The 17091-nt window shown below is 73.8% G+C and carries 13 protein-coding genes; 11 read left to right on the top strand and 2 right to left on the bottom strand.

Annotated elements, in window-relative coordinates; translation table 11 throughout:
• The first annotated feature begins 49 nt into the window (after nucleotides 1-49).
• From ACFYX0_RS03870 to ACFYX0_RS03820, 11 genes are all read left to right on the top strand, one after another.
• Nucleotides 50-1738 (top strand): enoyl-CoA hydratase-related protein, encoded by a 1689-nt coding sequence (locus ACFYX0_RS03870; protein ID WP_388966494.1) that lies wholly within the window; start codon nucleotides 50-52, stop codon nucleotides 1736-1738.
• Nucleotides 1739-1859: 121 nt separating this feature from the next.
• The gene (locus ACFYX0_RS03865) at nucleotides 1860-3158 is read left to right on the top strand and encodes a hypothetical protein (RefSeq protein WP_388965995.1); all 1299 of its coding nucleotides are present in this window, start codon (nucleotides 1860-1862) and stop codon (nucleotides 3156-3158) included.
• Entirely contained in the window at nucleotides 3155-3727 is a 573-nt protein-coding gene (locus ACFYX0_RS03860) for a hydrogenase maturation protease (RefSeq protein WP_388965992.1), read from the top strand. The genes ACFYX0_RS03865 and ACFYX0_RS03860 overlap by 4 nt, the downstream gene beginning before the upstream one ends.
• A 166-nt stretch (nucleotides 3728-3893) precedes the next feature.
• Nucleotides 3894-4289, top strand: a complete 396-nt coding sequence (locus ACFYX0_RS03855; protein WP_355905299.1) for a hydrogenase maturation nickel metallochaperone HypA — start codon at nucleotides 3894-3896, stop codon at nucleotides 4287-4289.
• Between the two features lie 3 nt (nucleotides 4290-4292).
• Entirely contained in the window at nucleotides 4293-5114 is an 822-nt protein-coding gene (hypB, locus tag ACFYX0_RS03850) for a hydrogenase nickel incorporation protein HypB (protein ID WP_355905297.1), read from the top strand.
• On the top strand, nucleotides 5111-7510 hold the full coding sequence (gene hypF / locus ACFYX0_RS03845) for a carbamoyltransferase HypF (RefSeq protein ID WP_388965989.1): 2400 nt from the start codon (nucleotides 5111-5113) through the stop codon (nucleotides 7508-7510). The genes hypB and hypF overlap by 4 nt, the downstream gene beginning before the upstream one ends.
• A 53-nt stretch (nucleotides 7511-7563) precedes the next feature.
• A complete protein-coding gene (locus tag ACFYX0_RS03840; RefSeq protein WP_311697709.1) occupies nucleotides 7564-7872 on the top strand; it encodes a HypC/HybG/HupF family hydrogenase formation chaperone in 309 nt (102 codons plus the stop codon).
• Nucleotides 7869-8993 carry a hydrogenase formation protein HypD gene (gene hypD / locus ACFYX0_RS03835; RefSeq protein ID WP_388965986.1) on the top strand — a complete coding sequence of 375 codons (1125 nt, stop codon included), beginning with the start codon at nucleotides 7869-7871 and terminating at the stop codon, nucleotides 8991-8993. Before ACFYX0_RS03840 ends, hypD begins: the two co-directional genes overlap by 4 nt.
• On the top strand, nucleotides 8986-10065 hold the full coding sequence (gene hypE / locus ACFYX0_RS03830; RefSeq protein WP_388965985.1) for a hydrogenase expression/formation protein HypE: 1080 nt from the start codon (nucleotides 8986-8988) through the stop codon (nucleotides 10063-10065). Before hypD ends, hypE begins: the two co-directional genes overlap by 8 nt.
• A 259-nt stretch (nucleotides 10066-10324) precedes the next feature.
• On the top strand, nucleotides 10325-12445 hold the full coding sequence (locus ACFYX0_RS03825; RefSeq protein WP_388965982.1) for a chorismate-binding protein: 2121 nt from the start codon (nucleotides 10325-10327) through the stop codon (nucleotides 12443-12445).
• A 2-nt stretch (nucleotides 12446-12447) separates the two neighbouring features.
• On the top strand, nucleotides 12448-13974 hold the full coding sequence (locus ACFYX0_RS03820) for an AMP-binding protein (protein WP_388966491.1): 1527 nt from the start codon (nucleotides 12448-12450) through the stop codon (nucleotides 13972-13974).
• Between the two features lie 33 nt (nucleotides 13975-14007).
• Here the strand turns inward: ACFYX0_RS03820 and ACFYX0_RS03815 are convergent, their stop codons facing one another.
• Entirely contained in the window at nucleotides 14008-15417 is a 1410-nt protein-coding gene (locus ACFYX0_RS03815) for a N,N-dimethylformamidase beta subunit family domain-containing protein (RefSeq protein WP_388966488.1), read from the bottom strand.
• A 303-nt stretch (nucleotides 15418-15720) separates the two neighbouring features.
• Entirely contained in the window at nucleotides 15721-16830 is a 1110-nt protein-coding gene (locus ACFYX0_RS03810) for an AI-2E family transporter (RefSeq protein ID WP_388965979.1), read from the bottom strand.
• Between the last annotated feature and the right edge of the window lie 261 nt (nucleotides 16831-17091).

Here is a 17091-nt window from a genome sequence, read left to right as displayed (position 1 = left end):
TCGCAGTCGGCCGGGCAACCCCGCCCGCACCGTCCGCCGGGAGTCCGCCGTGCACATCCTGCTCGTGGCCACCGCGTTCAGCAGCCTCACCCAGCGCGTTCACGCCGAGCTGCGCGACCGGGGCCACACGGTGGCGGTGGAACTCGCCCTGCCGGGCGTCCCCCTGGCGGACGCCGTACGGCGGCACGCGCCGGACCTCGTGCTGGCGCCGATGCTGAAGACGGCGATCCCCCGGGAGGTGTGGAGCGCGTACCCGTGCCTCATCGTCCATCCGGGTCCCCTCGGAGACCGTGGGCCGTCCTCCCTGGACTGGGCGATCACGGAGGGTGCCACACGGTGGGGAGTGACGGTACTTCAGGCGGAGCAGGAGATGGACTCCGGCGCCGTGTGGGCGACCGTGGCGTGTCCCGTACCGCCCGTGTCCAAGAGCGACCTCTACCGGGGCGAGATCGCCGACGCGGCCCTCGCGGCCGTCCTGCTGGCCGTGGAGCGCTTCGCCTCCGGGACCTACGCCCCCCTCGCCCAGAGCGTCGCGCGAAGCCGCCCGTACCTCGACCAGAGCGTCCGCCGGATCGACTGGGCGGCGGATCCGACACCGGTCGTCGTCCGCAAGCTGCGCGCCGCCGACTCCCAGCCCGGGGTGCTCGACGTGCTGCTCGGCGAGGAGTGGTACCTGCACGGCGGCCACCCCGCGGAGGAGCTGCGCGGAACCCCCGGGGAACTGCTCGCCACCCGGGCCGGAGCGATCTGCCGGGCGACCGCGGACGGCGCCGTGTGGATTCCCGAACTGCGCAGGCGGCGCGTGCCGGGACAGCCCCGTCCGATCAAGCTCCCCGCCGTACAGGCCCTCGGCGACCGGCTGCCGCCGCTGCCCGAGCTGCCCGTGGCCCCGGACGCCGCATCGCCCGCCTGGACCGACATCCGCTACCGCGAGGAGGGCGGCGCCGGCTTCCTCTCCTTCGCCTTCCCCGGCGGCGCGATGAGCACCACCCAGTGCCGGCGGCTGCTCGCCGCCTACCGGGACGCATGCGCGCGCCCCACCTCCGTGCTGGTGCTGGGCGGCCAACGGGACTTCTTCTCCAACGGCATCCATCTGGGCGTCATCGAGGCCGCCGCCGACCCCGCGGCCGAGTCCTGGGCGAACATCAACGCCATCGACGACCTGGTCGAGGCGGTCCTGACGACCACGGACCGGCTGGTCGTCGCCGCGCTCGGCGGCAACGCCGCGGCGGGCGGCGTGATGCTCGCCCTCGCGGCCGACGAGGTCTGGTGCCGGGCCGGCTGCGTCCTCAACCCGCACTACCGGCTGATGGGCCTGTACGGCTCCGAGTACTGGACCTACACACTGCCCCGTCGCGTCGGTGCCACGGTTGCCGAGCGGCTGGTGGACGAGGCCCTGCCGATGAGCGCCGCCCGGGCCCGGGGCATCGGACTCGTCGACCGGGTGGTCGAGTGCGGGCCGCAGGACTTCGCGGCGCAGACCGGCCGGCTGGCTGCCCGGCTGGCGGCACTGCCGGGAACACGGTCCCGGATCGCGGCGAAGAAGGCGGAGCTGGAGCTCCAGCAGAGCAAGGAGCCGCCGGCCGCCTTCCGGGCACGGGAGCTGGCCAGGATGCACCGGACCTTCCACGATCCGGGCGCGCCCTACCACGCGCTGCGGCGCGCGTTCGTCCGCAAGGAGACACCGTCGTGCACGCCCCCGCATCTCACCGTCGCCGTACGACGGCGGCCCGACTGATGACAGGACGCCCGGCGGCCCGGAGGGGACCGTCGCGCGCCGGCAACCGCCGCCCCCTCACCGGGGACCGCCGCCCCCGTGCCGCGTTTCGCGGCCCACCCACGCCCGAAAGGACCGCTCCGTGAGCGTGACCGTGTTCGCCCCGGAGACGGAGGCACGCTTCGCCCTCGCCCGGCGGGTGGCCGACGCCGTCCTCTTCGAGGGCTGTGCGCTCCACCCGTACCGCGGCTCCGCCGCCGAGCACCGGCTGCGCCGGCAGTTCGGGGTGCTGGTACCGCCCGCCTGGGGTGCCGACCGCGAGGAGGAGTACGACTTCCAGCACACCGAGTGCCTGATGGAACCGGGCGCGGACGCCACCCTGGCGGTCGAGCTGCGGTTCCTGCGCGCCCGCCGCCGTACGGTCCAGCAGGCCCGGGCCGACGGCACGTTCACCACGGTTGCCGAACTCCGGCTGGGGGAGCGCGTCCTCGCTCCCCTGGACGAGGGAACCGTGGAGCGCGTCGAAGCGGTCGTCACCCTGGCCGAACTCGTCGAGGGCGACGGGGTCACGGTCGCCTTCGCCCGCCCGGTCGAGGAGGAGAGCGAGCCGGCTCTCGACGCGGACGGCCGGGCCGTTGGCCGTCTGGTACGCCGGTACGAGGAGATCCACGGCACCCTGCGGCTGTCGGCACGCCGGCTCGACGGCCCCTTCAGGGTCATGCGGCTGACCGCCGTCGTCGAGAACACCAGCCTCTGGACCCCCGCGGACGGCGAGGCCGCGGACCGGGGTTCGGCGCTGCCCCGTTCCCTGATGGCCACCCATCTCCTGCTGGGACTGAGCGCCGGGTCCTTCCTGTCGATGACGGAACCCCCCGAATGGGCGAAGGACGCCATCGCCTCCTGCCGCAATCTGCATACCTGGCCCGTCCTCGCCGGCGAACCCGGCCGTGCGGACGTGGTGCTGTCCTCGCCGGTCATCCTCGGGGACCATCCTGCCGTCCCCCCGGCACACCCCGACGGCCCCGGCTCGTCGTACGCGCCCGTGGCCGCCGACGGGGCCCTCACCCCGAGCACCGTGCGCGAGGTGACGGGCGCGGCGCCCGCCGAAGGATTCCCCGACGAGTACGGGGTCGTGCAGCCGGACACCCGGCTCGCCCCGGCGGACTTCGCCCCGGCCCCCGGCGAGGTCGTCGTGGACGGCCGCCCGGTGCGCGCCGGCAGCCGGGTGCGACTCCACCCCGGACTGCGGCGCACCGACGCACAGGATCTGTTCCTGCGCGGCCGTACCGCGACCGTCGAGTCCGTGCTGCACGACGTGGACGGCTCGGTGCATCTCGCGGTGACGGTGGCGGGCGACCCGGGCGCCGACATCCGGCGGGCGCAGGGGAGCTTCCTCTACTTCCGGACCGACGAGGTGACCCCCGTGGAGGACGAGACATGAACCCCGGCGGCGACAACGGCAAGGTCCTGGTGGCCGGCATCGGGAACGTCTTCCTCGGGGACGACGGCTTCGGCGTGGAGACCGTCCGCGCGCTCAGCGGCCGTCGGCTGCCCGCGCATGTCGAGGTCCTGGACATCGGGGTGCGCGGAGTGCATCTCGCCTACCAGGTCCTCGACGGCTACGACACGCTGGTGCTGGTGGACGCCACCGCGCGCGGCGGGGATCCCGGCACGCTGTATGTGATCGAGCACGAGGCCGCGGCGGACGGTGCCCCGAGCGTGCCGATGGACGGCCACCGGATGACGCCCGACGCCGTCCTCGCCCTGCTCGGCACGCTCAGCGCCGGCACGGGCGGTCAGCCGCCCCGGCGCACGGTGGTGGTGGGGTGCGAGCCCGCCTGTGTGGAGGAGCGCCTCGGCCTCAGCCCGGCGGTGTCGGACGCCGTACCCCGGGCCGTCCAGCTGATCGAACAACTGCTGCGGTCCGACGCGGCGGGCGATCCCGCGTCCGGGGCCCGGGCGGACGAAGCCCTCGTGCCCGAGACCCTCGTGGACGACACCGCACGCTGAGCCGCGGTGTCCTCGCCCCGGCCGTTGCGGCGAACGGCGGACCCGCCCGGCGGCCCCGGCGCGCCGGGCACCGAGCCGACGGTGCCTCACCTCTAATGGAGTCGGCGGGCCGCGCACGCCCTGTCCCACGGGGCCGTTTCCCGGCCTCCCGCCGGGACGGAGACCCATGCACGAGATGTCCATCGCGCTGGCGGTGATCGGCCAGGTGGAAGAGGCGGCCGAGCGGGCCGGTGACGTCACGGCGGTGCACGAGGTCCGACTCCAGGTGGGTGAGCTGGCCGGTGTCGTCCCCGACGCCCTGTCCTTCTGCTTCGAACTGGCCTGCGCCGGGACCGTGCTCGAAGGCGCCGAACTGGTCACCGACCTCGTGCCCGGCCGCGCCCGCTGCGCACCGTGCGCGCACGAATGGGCCGTCGGCATGCCCCCGCTGCTGAGCTGCCCGCGCTGTGACGCGGGCACCACCGACCTGCTGTCCGGCCGTGAACTGCAGATCGTCGGTGTGCGGTGGGAGGACGGCCGCCCGCCCGAACCCACCCGCGAACCGATCTCCGAGGAGTGCTGAACCATGTGCCGTGTGGTCGACCTGCACCAGGCCGTACTCGCCAAGAACGACCGGGCCGCGGACACCCTGCGCGCCGAACTCACGGCCCGTGGCACCACCGTCGTCAATCTGCTCTCCAGCCCCGGCAGCGGCAAGACCGCCCTCCTGGAACGCGAACTGGTCGAGGCCCGGGACCGCGCGGTGCCGGTCGCGGCGCTCACGGCCGACCTCGCGACCGAGAACGACGCGGCACGGCTGGCGCGTTCGGGGGTCCCGGTCAAGCAGGTCCTCACCGACGGTCTGTGCCATCTCGAGGCCGGGATGCTCGCCGGTCATCTGGAGGGATGGCTGCCCGACCCCGTACGGCTGCTGTTCGTGGAGAACGTCGGCAATCTCGTCTGTCCTGCCTCCTACGACCTGGGGGAGACGCTGCGGGTGGTGCTCGCCTCCGTGACCGAGGGCGAGGACAAGCCGCTCAAGTACCCGACCGCCTTCGGGCTCGCCCATCTGGTCGTGGTCACCAAGACGGACATCGCCGAGGCGGTCGGCTTCGACGAGGAGACGTTCCGCGCGAACGTGGAGCGGGTCAATCCGGGGGTGGAGGTGCTGCTGACCTCGGCCCGCCGCGACGCGGGGGTCGGACTTCTGCTCGACCGCGCCCTGGCGGCCGCGGCTGGCGCCCCCGTCCACACGCCCGTGATGGCCCGTGAGCCGCACCGGCACACCCACGACCACGGCGACAGCGACCACACGACCGCGCACGCCGGCCACACCCACGACCGGACCGTCGACGGAGCCCAGGACCACACGAACGGCACCGCCGCCATGGCGCAGCCCCGCTCGTGACCGGTTCACCCCCCACGACCGCCGCGGTCCGTACACGGCTGCGTCGGAGGGTCACCGTCCAAGGCGTGGTGCAGGGTGTCGGCTTCCGGCCCTACGTCCATGCCCGCGCCACCGCGCTCAAGCTGTCCGGGTACGTGACCAACACCCCCGAGGGCGTGGTCGTGGAGATCGAGGGCGACCCGGAAGCCGTCACCCGGTTCTGCGACCGCATCGCCGAGGACGCGCCCCCGCTGGCCCGGGTGGACCGCGTCCGGCACCAAGAGGTGCCCGTCGCCGGTGAGACCGCCTTCGCCATCCGCGCCTCCCGGACGGACGGCCCCGCGCGGGCGCTGATTCCGGCGGACACGGCGACCTGCGCCGCGTGCCTCGGCGAACTCGCCGACCCGGGCGACCGGCGCCACCGCCACCCCTTCATCACCTGCACCCACTGCGGCCCGCGGTTCACCATCGTCACCGGCCTGCCCTACGACCGGGACCAGACCACCATGGCCGGGTTCCCGATGTGCGCCGACTGCGCCCGCGAGTACTCCGATCCGGGCGACCGCCGCTTCCACGCCCAGCCCATCGCCTGCCCGGTCTGCGGGCCGCGGCTGCGGCTGCTCCTCGGCCGCGCGGACGCGGGCGGCCCACCGGGCCCGGAACCGCAGGGGGACCCGATCGCCGCGGCCCGGCGGCTCCTGGCGCGCGGCGCCGTCCTGGCGGTCAAGGGCCTGGGCGGCTATCACCTCGCCTGCGACGCGACCGATTCCGCGGCCGTCGACCGGTTGCGGTACCGCAAGGCCCGGGGCGACAAGCCGTTCGCGGTCATGGCCGCGAACATCGAGGACATCGAGCCCCTCGTCCGGCTCGCCCCCGAGGAGCGCGCCCTGCTCACCGACGCCACCCGGCCCATCGTGCTGCTGCGCCGCCGTACCCAAGGACCCACCGCGCCCGGAGCCGCCCGCCCGGCCGAGGGCGTCGCGCCCGGCAGCCCCGACCTCGGCGTCATGCTGCCGTACACCCCCGTGCACCATCTGCTCTTCGGTCTGCCCGGCGACCCCGCGGGACCCCGGCTGCTCGTCATGACCAGCGGCAATGTCTCCGGCGAACCCATCGTGACCGACGACGCGGAGGCGCTGGAGCGGCTGGCCTGCCTCGCCGACGCCTGGCTCACCCACGACCGGCCGATCCATGTGCCGTGCGACGACTCTGTGGTGCGCGTGTGCGACGGACAGCCGCTGCTCGTACGCCGCGCCCGGGGATACGCGCCGCTGCCGCTGCCCCTTCCGGTCGAGGTGCGTCCGGCCCTCGCCGTCGGCGGAGACCTCAAGAACACGCTGTGCCTCGGCGCGGGCCGGATGGCGTGGCTGTCCGCCCACATCGGCGACATGGACGACCTCGCCACCCAACAGGCCTTCGAACACGCCGTGGCCCAGCTGGAGTCGATCACCCCGGTGCGGCCGCGGCTGCTGGCCGCCGACCGGCATCCCGCCTACCGCTGCGCCGGCTGGGCCCTGCGCAATGCGGCGGGCCGTCCCGTCGTCCGGGTCCAGCATCATCACGCCCATGTCGCCAGCGCGATGGCCGAGCACGGACTCGACGGCGCCACGCCGGTGCTCGGCGTCGCCTTCGACGGGACCGGCTACGGCGACGACGGGGCGGTGTGGGGCGGGGAGTTCCTGCTCGCCGACTACGACGGGTTCCTCCGGTTCGGGCATCTGGCGTACGCGCCGCTGCCCGGGGGCGACGCCGCGGTGCACCGGCCGTACCGCATGGCCCTCGCGCACCTGCGCCGGGCGGGCATCGACTGGTCGGCCGGACTGCCCTGCGCGGACGTCTGCCCGCCGGGCGAACGCCGGGTGCTGGACCGGCAGCTGGAGCGGAACCTGAACTGCGTGCCCACCTCCAGCATGGGCCGCCTCTTCGACGCCGTGTCGTCCCTCGCGGGGGTCCGTCACCGAGTGCGGTACGAGGCCCAGGCCGCCGTCGAACTGGAGGCTGCCGCACTGCGGGCCCCTGCCGGGGACACCGCGGCCTACGCCTTCGCCATCGGGCCGCCGGGGCCGGACGGCGGCCCGGTCCGGGCGGATCCGGCGCCGGTGATCGCGGCGATCGTCGACGACCTGCGCGCGGGAGTGCCCGCGGAGCTGATCGCGGCCCGCTTCCACCGGGCCGTCGCCGCCCTCGTCCGCGCCATGTGCGTACGGGTACGGGAGCGGCACGGAGTGGACACGGTCGCCCTCACCGGCGGTGTGTTCCTCAACTCCCTGCTCTCCTCGGCCTGCGCGCGGGACCTGAGCGCGGAAGGTTTCACCGTGCTGCGCCACCACCTGGTACCCCCGGGCGACGGTGGTCTGGCCCTCGGCCAGCTCGTGGTGGCCGCCCGCACGGGGAAGCGGACCACGGTCCCCGACTGACCGACCGTCCCGGCAGCGCCGGGCGACGCACCATCCACAGCGAGGAGAGGCCCATGTGCCTTGCGGTACCCGGCAGAGTGCTGGACATCGAGGAACGCGACGGCACCCGGATGGCCACCGTCGACTTCGGCGGTGTCGTGAAGGAGGTGTGCCTGGAGTACCTGCCCGACATCCAGGTCGGCGAGTACGCCATCGTCCACGTCGGCTTCGCCCTGCAGCGCCTCGACGAGGAGTCGGCCAAGCAGACGCTCGAACTGTTCGAAACCCTCGGCATGCTGCAGGAGGAGTTCGGCGACCCCTGGGAAACGGCGGCGGAGGCGGACGGAACGCTCCCGCCCGGGCGCGAGGAGGCACGCCAGTGAAGTACATCGACGAGTTCCAGGACCCGGATCTGGCACGCCGGCTCCTCGACGAGATCCACGCCACGGTGACCAGGCCCTGGGCCCTGATGGAGGTCTGCGGCGGCCAGACCCACTCCATCATCCGCCATGGCATCGACCAACTGCTGCCCGAGGAGGTGGAACTGATCCACGGCCCGGGCTGCCCCGTGTGCGTGACCCCGCTGGAGGTCATCGACAAGGCGCTGGAGATCGCCTCCCGCCCCGGGGTGATCTTCTGTTCCTTCGGCGACATGCTGCGTGTGCCCGGCACCGGCCGTGACCTGTTCCAGGTGAAGGGGGCGGGCGGGGACGTCAGGGTCGTCTACTCCCCGCTCGACGCCCTGCGCATCGCCCAGGAGAACCCGGACCGGGAAGTGGTGTTCTTCGGCATCGGCTTCGAGACCACCGCGCCCCCCAACGCGATGACGGTCCATCAGGCCCGCAGGCTCGGCATCCGGAACTTCAGCATGCTGGTGTCGCACGTACGGGTGCCCCCGGCGATCGAGGCGATCATGCGGTCGCCGAGCTGCCGCGTCCAGGGCTTTCTGGCCGCGGGGCATGTGTGCAGCGTGATGGGCGTCGACGAGTACCCGGACCTGGCGGAGCGCTTCCGGGTCCCGATCGTGGTCACCGGGTTCGAGCCCCTGGACATCCTCGAAGGGGTACGCCGCACCGTGGCCCAGCTCGAACGGGGCGAGCACCGTGTCGACAACGCCTACCCCCGTGCCGTCCGGGCCGAGGGCAACCCGGCCGCCAAGGCCATGCTGGAGGACGTCTTCGAGGTCGCCGACCGTGCCTGGCGCGGCATCGGCGTGATCCCCGGCAGCGGCTGGCGGCTGTCCCCGAAGTACCGCGACCACGACGCCGAGCACCGCTTCTCGGTGGAGGGCATCCGCACCCGCGAACCCGCCGAGTGCCGCAGCGGAGAGGTCCTGCAAGGCCTGCTCAAACCGCACGAGTGCGAGGCGTTCGGCACCCTGTGCACCCCGCGCACCCCGCTCGGAGCCACGATGGTCTCCAGCGAGGGCGCCTGCGCCGCGTACTACCTCTACCGGCGCCTGGACCTGACCCCCGCGTCCCGGGAGGCGACCCCCGTTGTCTGACACCACCGATCTGCGCATGCCGTCCGTGGACCCGGCGGCCTGGACCTGCCCGGCCCCGCTGCGCGACCAGTCCCGCGTCGTCATGGGCCACGGCGGCGGCGGGGCGCTCTCCGCGGAGCTGATGCGGGACGTCTTCGCGCCCGCCTACGGAGGAGACACGCTGGCGCAGCTCGGCGATGCCGCCGCGCTGTCGCTGGGGGGAGTGCGACTGGCGTTCTCCACCGACTCCTTCGTGGTGCGGCCGCTGTTCTTCCCCGGCGGCAGCATCGGCGACCTCGCGGTCAACGGCACCGTCAACGACCTCGCCATGAGCGGCGCCCGGGCGTCGTACCTCTCCTGCGGATTCATCCTGGAGGAGGGCGTCGAACTGGAGACGGTCGCCCGGGTCGCCGACGCGCTGGGCGCGGCGGCGCGGGCCGCCGGGGTCGAGGTGGCGACGGGCGACACCAAGGTGGTGGAGGCCGGCCACGGCGACGGCGTCTTCATCAACACGGCCGGTATCGGGCTGATCCCGGCGGGCGTCGATCTGCGGCCGCAGCGGGTCGTCCCCGGCGACGTCGTGATCGTCAGCGGCCCGATCGGGGCCCACGGTGTGGCGATCATGAGTGTCCGTGAGGGCCTGGAGTTCGGCGTGGAGATCGAGAGCGACTGCGCGGCGCTGGGCGGACTCGTGGACGCCATGCTGGCCGTCACCCCGGATCTGCATGTGCTGCGGGATCCGACCCGGGGAGGTCTGGGGGCCGCACTGAACGAGATCGCGCTCGCCTCGGGGACCGGCGTCGTCGTCACCGAGCGCGAGGTCCCGGTCCCGCCCGCCGTCGCCAACGCCTGCGCCGTGCTGGGCCTCGACCCGATGTACGTGGCCAACGAGGGCAAGCTCGTGGCGTTCGTGCCGCGGCAGCACGCCGACTCCGTCCTGGACGCGATGCGGGCGCATCCGCTGGGCGCCGAGGCCCGGATCGTCGGCGAGACGGTGGTGGAGCACCCGGGCATGGTCGTGGCCCGCACCGGCCTCGGCGGCACCCGGGTGATCGACCTGCCGATCGGGGAGCAACTGCCCAGGATCTGCTGACCCGTTCGGCACCGGCGCCGCGCGGCGGCGGCCCGCCGGGAGCGGCGGGCCGCCGCCTCGGTGTGTCCGGGGCTTTGAACATGATCCGCCGTCGCTGCGTACTCGTCGATGTGACCTCAGGGAGCCCGTTACCGCCGCCGACGCTCATCGGGTGGTGCCGGGCCGTGAGGCGGACTTCCACTCGGGGAGCGGGCCCTGCCGCGGACGACCGCGCGGCGGCCCCGGGCAGGCCCGAGTCCGACACGAGGGAGGTGGGCGGGTGAAGACCCTGCTCATCGACAACTACGACTCCTACACGTACAACCTGTTCCAGCTGATCGCCGAGGTCAATGGCGAGGAGCCGGTGGTCGTGCTCAACGACGTCCCCGTCGAGGACCTGCCGGATCTGGCGGCCTTCGACAACGTGGTGGTGTCGCCCGGACCCGGACACCCGGCCGAGCCACGGGACTTCGGCATCGGAGCGAGAGTGATCGCACGGGCCGGCATACCCGTGCTCGGGGTGTGTCTCGGCCATCAGGGCATCGCGGTGGGGGAGCGGGGCACTGTCGCTCCGGCGCCGCGGCCCCGGCACGGCCATCTGTCCACGGTCCGGCACGACGGCCGCGACCTGTTCCAGGGCCTGCCCCAGAACTTCACCGCGGTCCGCTACCACTCGCTGTCCGTGGCCGAGCCGCTGCCCGTGACCCTGGAGGCCACCGCCTGGGCCGAGGACGGGGTCGTGATGGGCCTCCGGCACCGCACCCGGCCGCTGTGGGGCGTGCAGTTCCACCCCGAGTCGGTGCTCACCGACTACGGCCACCGCATGCTCGTCAACTTCCGCAATCTGACCGCCGAGCGTGCCCGCAGGACCCGTACGAAGAACACCACGATCCCGCAGTCCGCGACCGCCGTCCCCCGCCCGCGCCGCACCGTGCGGCCCGCCCACCGGCTCCACTACCGCCGGCTCGCCACGGCCGTCGACTCCGAGGCGGCGTTCGCCCGGATGTGCGCCGACGCCCCCCGGGCCTTCTGGCTGGACAGCGCACGCGTCGAGCCCGGGCTCGCCCGCTTCTCCTTCTTCGGGGACGGCACCGGCCCGCTCGCCGAGTTCGTGCGCTATGACGTCGACAGCGGCGTCTGCGAGATCGAGCGGCCCGGACGGCCGGTGCGCCGGGTCCGGGCGAGCGTCTTCGACTACCTCAAGCGGCAGTTGGCGACCCGTCATGTCGATGCCACCGGCCTCCCCTTCGACTTCACCGGCGGCTATGTCGGCTACTTCGGCTACGAGACGAAGGCCGACTGCGGCTCGCCCAACACGCACCGGGCCGAAACCCCCGACGCCTGCTGGCTGTTCGCGGACCGGCTGATCGCGGTGGACCACGAGGAGGGCGCCACCTACGCGGTGTGCGTCGCGGAGGACAACCCGGCGGCCACCCAGGAGGCCGCCGACTGGCTCGACAGCGCGATGGCCCAGCTCACCTTCGTCTCCGTCGGAGAGCCCCCCGCCGTCCCCGACCCCGTGGAACCGGAGCCGGCCGCCGCCGCGGAGCCGTGGCTGGTGCGCGACCGTACGGCCTATCTCGCGGACATCGAGGCCTGCCGACGTGAACTGGAGGCCGGCACCAGCTACGAGATCTGCCTGACCAACGCCGCGCGGCTGCCCGCGCCCGAGGACGCCCAGGGCTTCTACCGGGTGCTGCGCCGTGTCGACCCGGCGCCGTACGGGGCCTTCCTCAGGTTCGGCGACCTCGACGTGGCGTCCTCCTCGCCCGAGCGCTTCCTGCGGATCACCCGGGACGGAATCGCGCAGGCCAGGCCCGTCAAGGGCACCGCGCCCCGCGGCACGAACCCGGCGGAGGACGCCCGGCTGCGGCACTCGCTGGCCGTCGACGACAAGACCCGCGCCGAGAACCTGATGATCGTCGACCTGCTCCGCAACGACCTGGGCCGGGTCTGCGCGACCGGCACGGTACGGGTCGCCCGGCTCATGGCCACCGAGACCTGTGCGGCCGTGCACCAGCTGGTCTCCACCGTCGAGGGCCGGCTGCGCGAGGACACGGACGCCGTGGACTGCGTACGCGCCTGCTTCCCCGGCGGCTCGGTCACCGGTGCGCCGAAGCTGCGGTCCATGGAGATCATCGGCACGCTGGAGACCGAGGCCCGGGGCGTCTACACCGGGGCCCTCGGCTACTTCGGCTGCAGCGGCGCCGCCGACCTCGGTCTCGTCGTCCGCACCGCCGTACTGGCCGACGGCCTGATGGGCCTCGGCGCCGGCGGCGCGATCGTCCTCGACTCCGATCCGGCCGCCGAGTACGAGGAGATGCTGCTCAAGACGGCCGCCGTGATGCGCGCCCACCGCGAGCACACCGCCGCCCCGGCCACGGAGGAGGCGGCCCGATGACCATGACCACCCCTCGGCCCGCCCTGCCGCCGGCCGAGGCGGAGGCCCCCGGCAATCTCGCGGCCCAGCTCGCCGCGCTCGCCGAACGCCGTGGCTGGAGCGGCCGGCCCGCCTTCCACCAGGGCCACCGCTGCTGGACCCATGGCGAGGTGCACGATCTCGCGGCCCGGGCGGCCACCGTGCTCGCCGAGCACGGGGTCGGGCCCGGCGACCGGGTGCTCCTGGCCCTCCCCGACTCCGTCGCCTGGGTCACCGCCTTCCTCGCCACCGCCCGCCTCGGCGCGGTCGCGGTCCTGGCCAATCCCGGGCTCACCCCGCCCGAACTGGAGTTCCTGGCCGAGGACAGCGAGCCCGTGCTGTGTGTGACCGGTCCCGGCCTCGGTGACCGGTTCCCGCGCCGCGCCCGCCTCGCCGCCGACCGGCCGGCCGCCCTCGCCGGGGCCGCCCGGCCCACGGCCACGGCGCACCAGGTCGACGCCCACGCCCCGCTCTTCGTCCAGTACACCTCCGGAACCACCGGCCGCCCCAAGGGCGTCGTCCACACCCACGGCGACCCGAAGGCGTATCACGACCTCATCGCCCGGCGGCTGCTGCGCATCACCCCCGACGACGTCACGCTGTCGCTGTCCCATCTGTTCTCCGCCTATGGCTTCGGCAACGCCTTCGTCTTCCCGCTGTTCTCGGGCTCCTCCGCGGTCCTTCCCGACCGGCGCCCGGACCCCGCCGCCGTGGACGAACTCGTCGTGCGGCACCGGGTGACCCTGCTGTACGCGGTGCCCGGCCGGTACGCGGCCCTCGTCGCGGAGCGGGCGGACGGGCACGAGGCGTGCTTCGTGTCCGTACGGGCCGCCGTCTCGTCCGGCGAGGCGCTGCCCACCGGGCTGGCCCGCCGTATCACCGGCCTGCTCGGCGCACCCGTACTGGAACAGCTCGGCTCCACCGAGACCGGACACGCCTTCTGCGCCAACAGCTTCGAGCACAACCACCCGGGCACCGTCGGCCGCCCCGTACCCGGCTTCGAGGTCGAGGTGCGCGACCCGGCCGGAGCACCGGTGCCGGACGGCGGGGACGGGGAACTGTGGGTCCGCGGACCCACGGTGACGGCCGGATATGTGAACCGGCCCGAGGAGAGCGGGCGCGCCCTTGCCGGGGGCTGGCTGGCCACCCGGGACCGGGCGCGCCGTGAACCCGACGGCACCTTCACGCATCTGAGCCGCGTGGACGACATGGAGACGGTCGGGGGCGTCGCCGTCTCCCCGCTGGAGGCCGAGGAACTGCTGCGAACGCATCCGGGGGTGCGGGAGGTGGCGGTGGTCGCCGTCACCGACCATGCCGGAGCGCACCGGCTGCGCGCCTTCGTCGTGCCCGTCACCCCGATCCCGGTGGGCCTGGAGGCCGACCTGATCTGTCTGGCCCGGGAGAACCTCACCGCGTTCATGGTCCCCCGGGGCGTCAGCTTCGTGCCGTCGCTGCCCCGTACCCCCTCCGGAAGGCTCCGCCGCCATCTGGTCCGACGGGGAGCGTGGTGACCTGCCCCCGTCGGCCCCGTCCCCGACGGCCCGTCAGCCGCCCGCCCGGTAGACCTCGTCGACGTTCGGGCGGGGCGCGGGGCGGTGCTGTGCGGCAGGGCCCAGCGCGAAGGCGCGCAGAAGGTTCTCCGTCGTGCGGGTCACGAAGGCGCCGGTACGGGCGTCCATGCCGTGGTCGTGGCCGCCCTCGGGGGTGCCGGCCAGCAGGGCCTCCACCCAGCGCATGGTGCCGGTCGCGAAGACGCCGGCGCCGCTTCGGACGGTGTAGTACGCCGAATCGCTGTGGCTGCGCCGGCCGTCGCACATGAGCGGCGAGTGGGCTGTGATCTCCAGCGGCTCGGGGACGGGCGCGCCCGGGGTGACCCGGTCGTACTCGACGCCGACCAGGTGGTCGAAGCCGTCCCCGGGACGCACGCCCGTTCCCTCGTACAGCCAGTGGTCCGCCGTCTGGACGACGTAGGGCGCGTCCGTCGGGTAGCCCTCGTAGAGCACGCCCGTGAGCGACGACTCGGGGTCGGGCGAGGGCGCCTGGCGGAAGTCCGTCGTCGCCAGGGCGGGACGGGAGGTGTAGCAGGGGTCGGCGCGGACGTCGGTCTTGTAGCAGACCACCGTGCGCTCGGGCCGCGCATCGCCCTGTTCGAGGCGCACCCGGCGGAAGCAGGTGTTGGCGCCGAGGAAGACCACATTGGTGCCGGCGTCGCGGGCCTCGGTGACATGCCGGCGCTGCTCGGGTGTCCAGTACTCGTCGTGCCCGAGGCTGACCACGGCGGCCGCGCCGCTCAGCACGGCCGGGTCGCGGTGCACGTCGGGGCCGGTGGTGTAGGCGAGGGGGATGCCGAGCCGTTCCGCCAGGACCACCGCCGCGCGCTCGTATACCAGGAACTTCTCCGCGCCGTCGACGTCGTAGGGCCGGTCGAAACTGACGGCCAGTGACCGGGTGGCGTACGCGCCGGACTGACCCCCGTAGAGGCTGTAGCCGCCCCACCGGTTGTACGCCTGCCAGGTGGCGGGGGCGTGCATCAGCACGGTGCGGCCCGCGCCCCGGACGGAGCGCACGATCAGCGGGACATAGCGCTGGTGGCCGTTGTCCGCCTCCAGCCGCAGCAGATACGCGCCCTCCGGCCAGTCCTCGGTGCCGAGCGTCAGGATGCGCTGCCAGTCCGCGCGGACGGTGCGGGTGCCGGGCAGCAGACGCGGGCCCGGCTGCGTGCGCCCCGGTATGCGTTCCGAGGCCCAGACGAGCCGGGCGCCGGCCCCGCCGTACCAGCCGACGCGGAAGGCGGAGACACGGAAGGACGACGCGGTCGTCGACACATACAGACCGCACTCCTCGCCCGGGGTCACGCTCACCCGATCGGCGTAACCGGCGACGGCGGGTGCGGGACCCGGCGAGCGGACCCGCCAGTCCGCGGTCCCGGGGCGGTCCCGTTCGGCCTCGGGCAGGCGGGAGGCGGTCCTCTGGGGGCGCCGGTGCGCGGCGGGGGTGGGATCGCAGGCGGCGGCCGTGGCCGAGGCGAGCCCGAGACAGGCGCACACGCCGAGGAAGTGCCTGCGCCTGAGGCGGTCGGTGCCTGTGTCTTCGGGTTCCTGACTTCGGTGCTGGTGCTGGTGCTGTCCCTGTTCCGCCCTGTTCGGCTTCTGGGGGCCCACATCGCCTCCCGCACGGTTCGGCCGACACCCCTCGCCCTCTTCCCGGCCAGCGTGGCACAGCACGGTGGGGACCGCCCGCGCGGCGGATCCCGGGCGCTACGGCGGGGCGGGCCGCAGCGCCTGCACCACCGCCCAGACGACGGAGATGAACGGGACGGCGACGACGGCTCCGATCACTCCCGCGACGATGCTGCCCCCGATGACGGACACGGCGACGACGAGCGGATGCAGACGGACGGCCCAGCTCATCACCAGGGGGTGCAGCACATGTCCCTCGATCTGGCCGATCACGACGATGAGCAGCAGCACGGCGCCCGCCGTGAGCGGGCCGCGGCCGGCCAGCGCGATCACCGTGGCGACGGCGAGCGCGACCGGCGAGCCGACCAGCGGCACGAAGGTGGCGAAGAACTCCAGCAGGGTCAACGGCAGCGCGAGGGGCACCCGCAGCAGGAACAGGGCGACGCCGACGAGCGCGGCGTTGGTGGCGGCGACGATGATGATGCCCCGGGTGTATCCGGCGAACGTGTGCCAGGCCGCGTGCCCCGCCCGGTCCCACGCCTCCCGCCCGGCCCGGGGCACCAGCCGGTCCCGCGTCCAGCGCCACAGCCGCTCGCCGGAGTGGAGGAAGAACACCGAGGAGAAGACCGCGAGCGCGCCTCCGGTGACCAGTTCGACGATCCGGCCGAGGCCGCTGACGGCGCTGTTCAGCAGCATGGCCCGGTGGGAGGACAGATAGGAGACGATCTGCTGCTGAAGATCGGAGAGCTTGTGCGGGCTGAGCCGGAACGGCGGGCGTTCCAGCCATCGTTGGATCTCCCGGATGCCACCGCGGAACTCGTCGGCCAGCTTCGCCGACTCGCCCGCCACCGCGTCGCTCACCAGGGCGAGGACGGAGAGGAGGAGAAGGATGCTGCCGACCAGGCAGACGGCGACGGTCAGGGACCGGGGGAGCCGGCGGCTGACCAGGTCGGCGAGGGGCCGCAGCACCGAGGTGATGACGAGGGCCAGGAACAGGGCCACGGCGATGAGCTGGAAGCGTCCCAGGATGGAGAAGACGCCGTAGACGACGATCCCGACGAGGATCAGACGCCAGGCGTAGGCGGCGGTGACGCGGAGCCAGCGGACCGGGCCCTCCGCCGTCGCGACCGAGGCGGCCGTGGCGCGCCGGGTGACGCGTACGGAGTGCGACGGCCGGCTGCCCAGCACGACGGCAGCCGCCCTGCGCCCTCGCCCCGGCCCGTGTGCCGGGCCGCCCGTATGCGCCACCGCAGCTCCCGTGTCCCGGCCGTGGCGTCCCCACAGCACATGTGGTCATCTCATAGCACATTAGGTGCAAAGCGGTCGGCTGTCGGGTGCAACTCGCCCGCCTGGCGGTGACGGCCCCCGGACGAAAGTCCGTGGCCAGGGTGTCACTTTGGGTGAGTAGCGCTCCTCGGTCAGGGCCCTCAGCCAGTATCGTGAGGACCT

The sequence above is a fragment of the Streptomyces sp. NPDC002573 genome (assembly GCF_042889625.1).
Taxonomy (GTDB): Bacteria; Actinomycetota; Actinomycetes; order Streptomycetales; family Streptomycetaceae; genus Streptomyces; species Streptomyces gibsoniae.
Note: the sequence above shows the minus strand (reverse complement) of the source record. Positions and strands in the feature narration are given on the sequence as shown.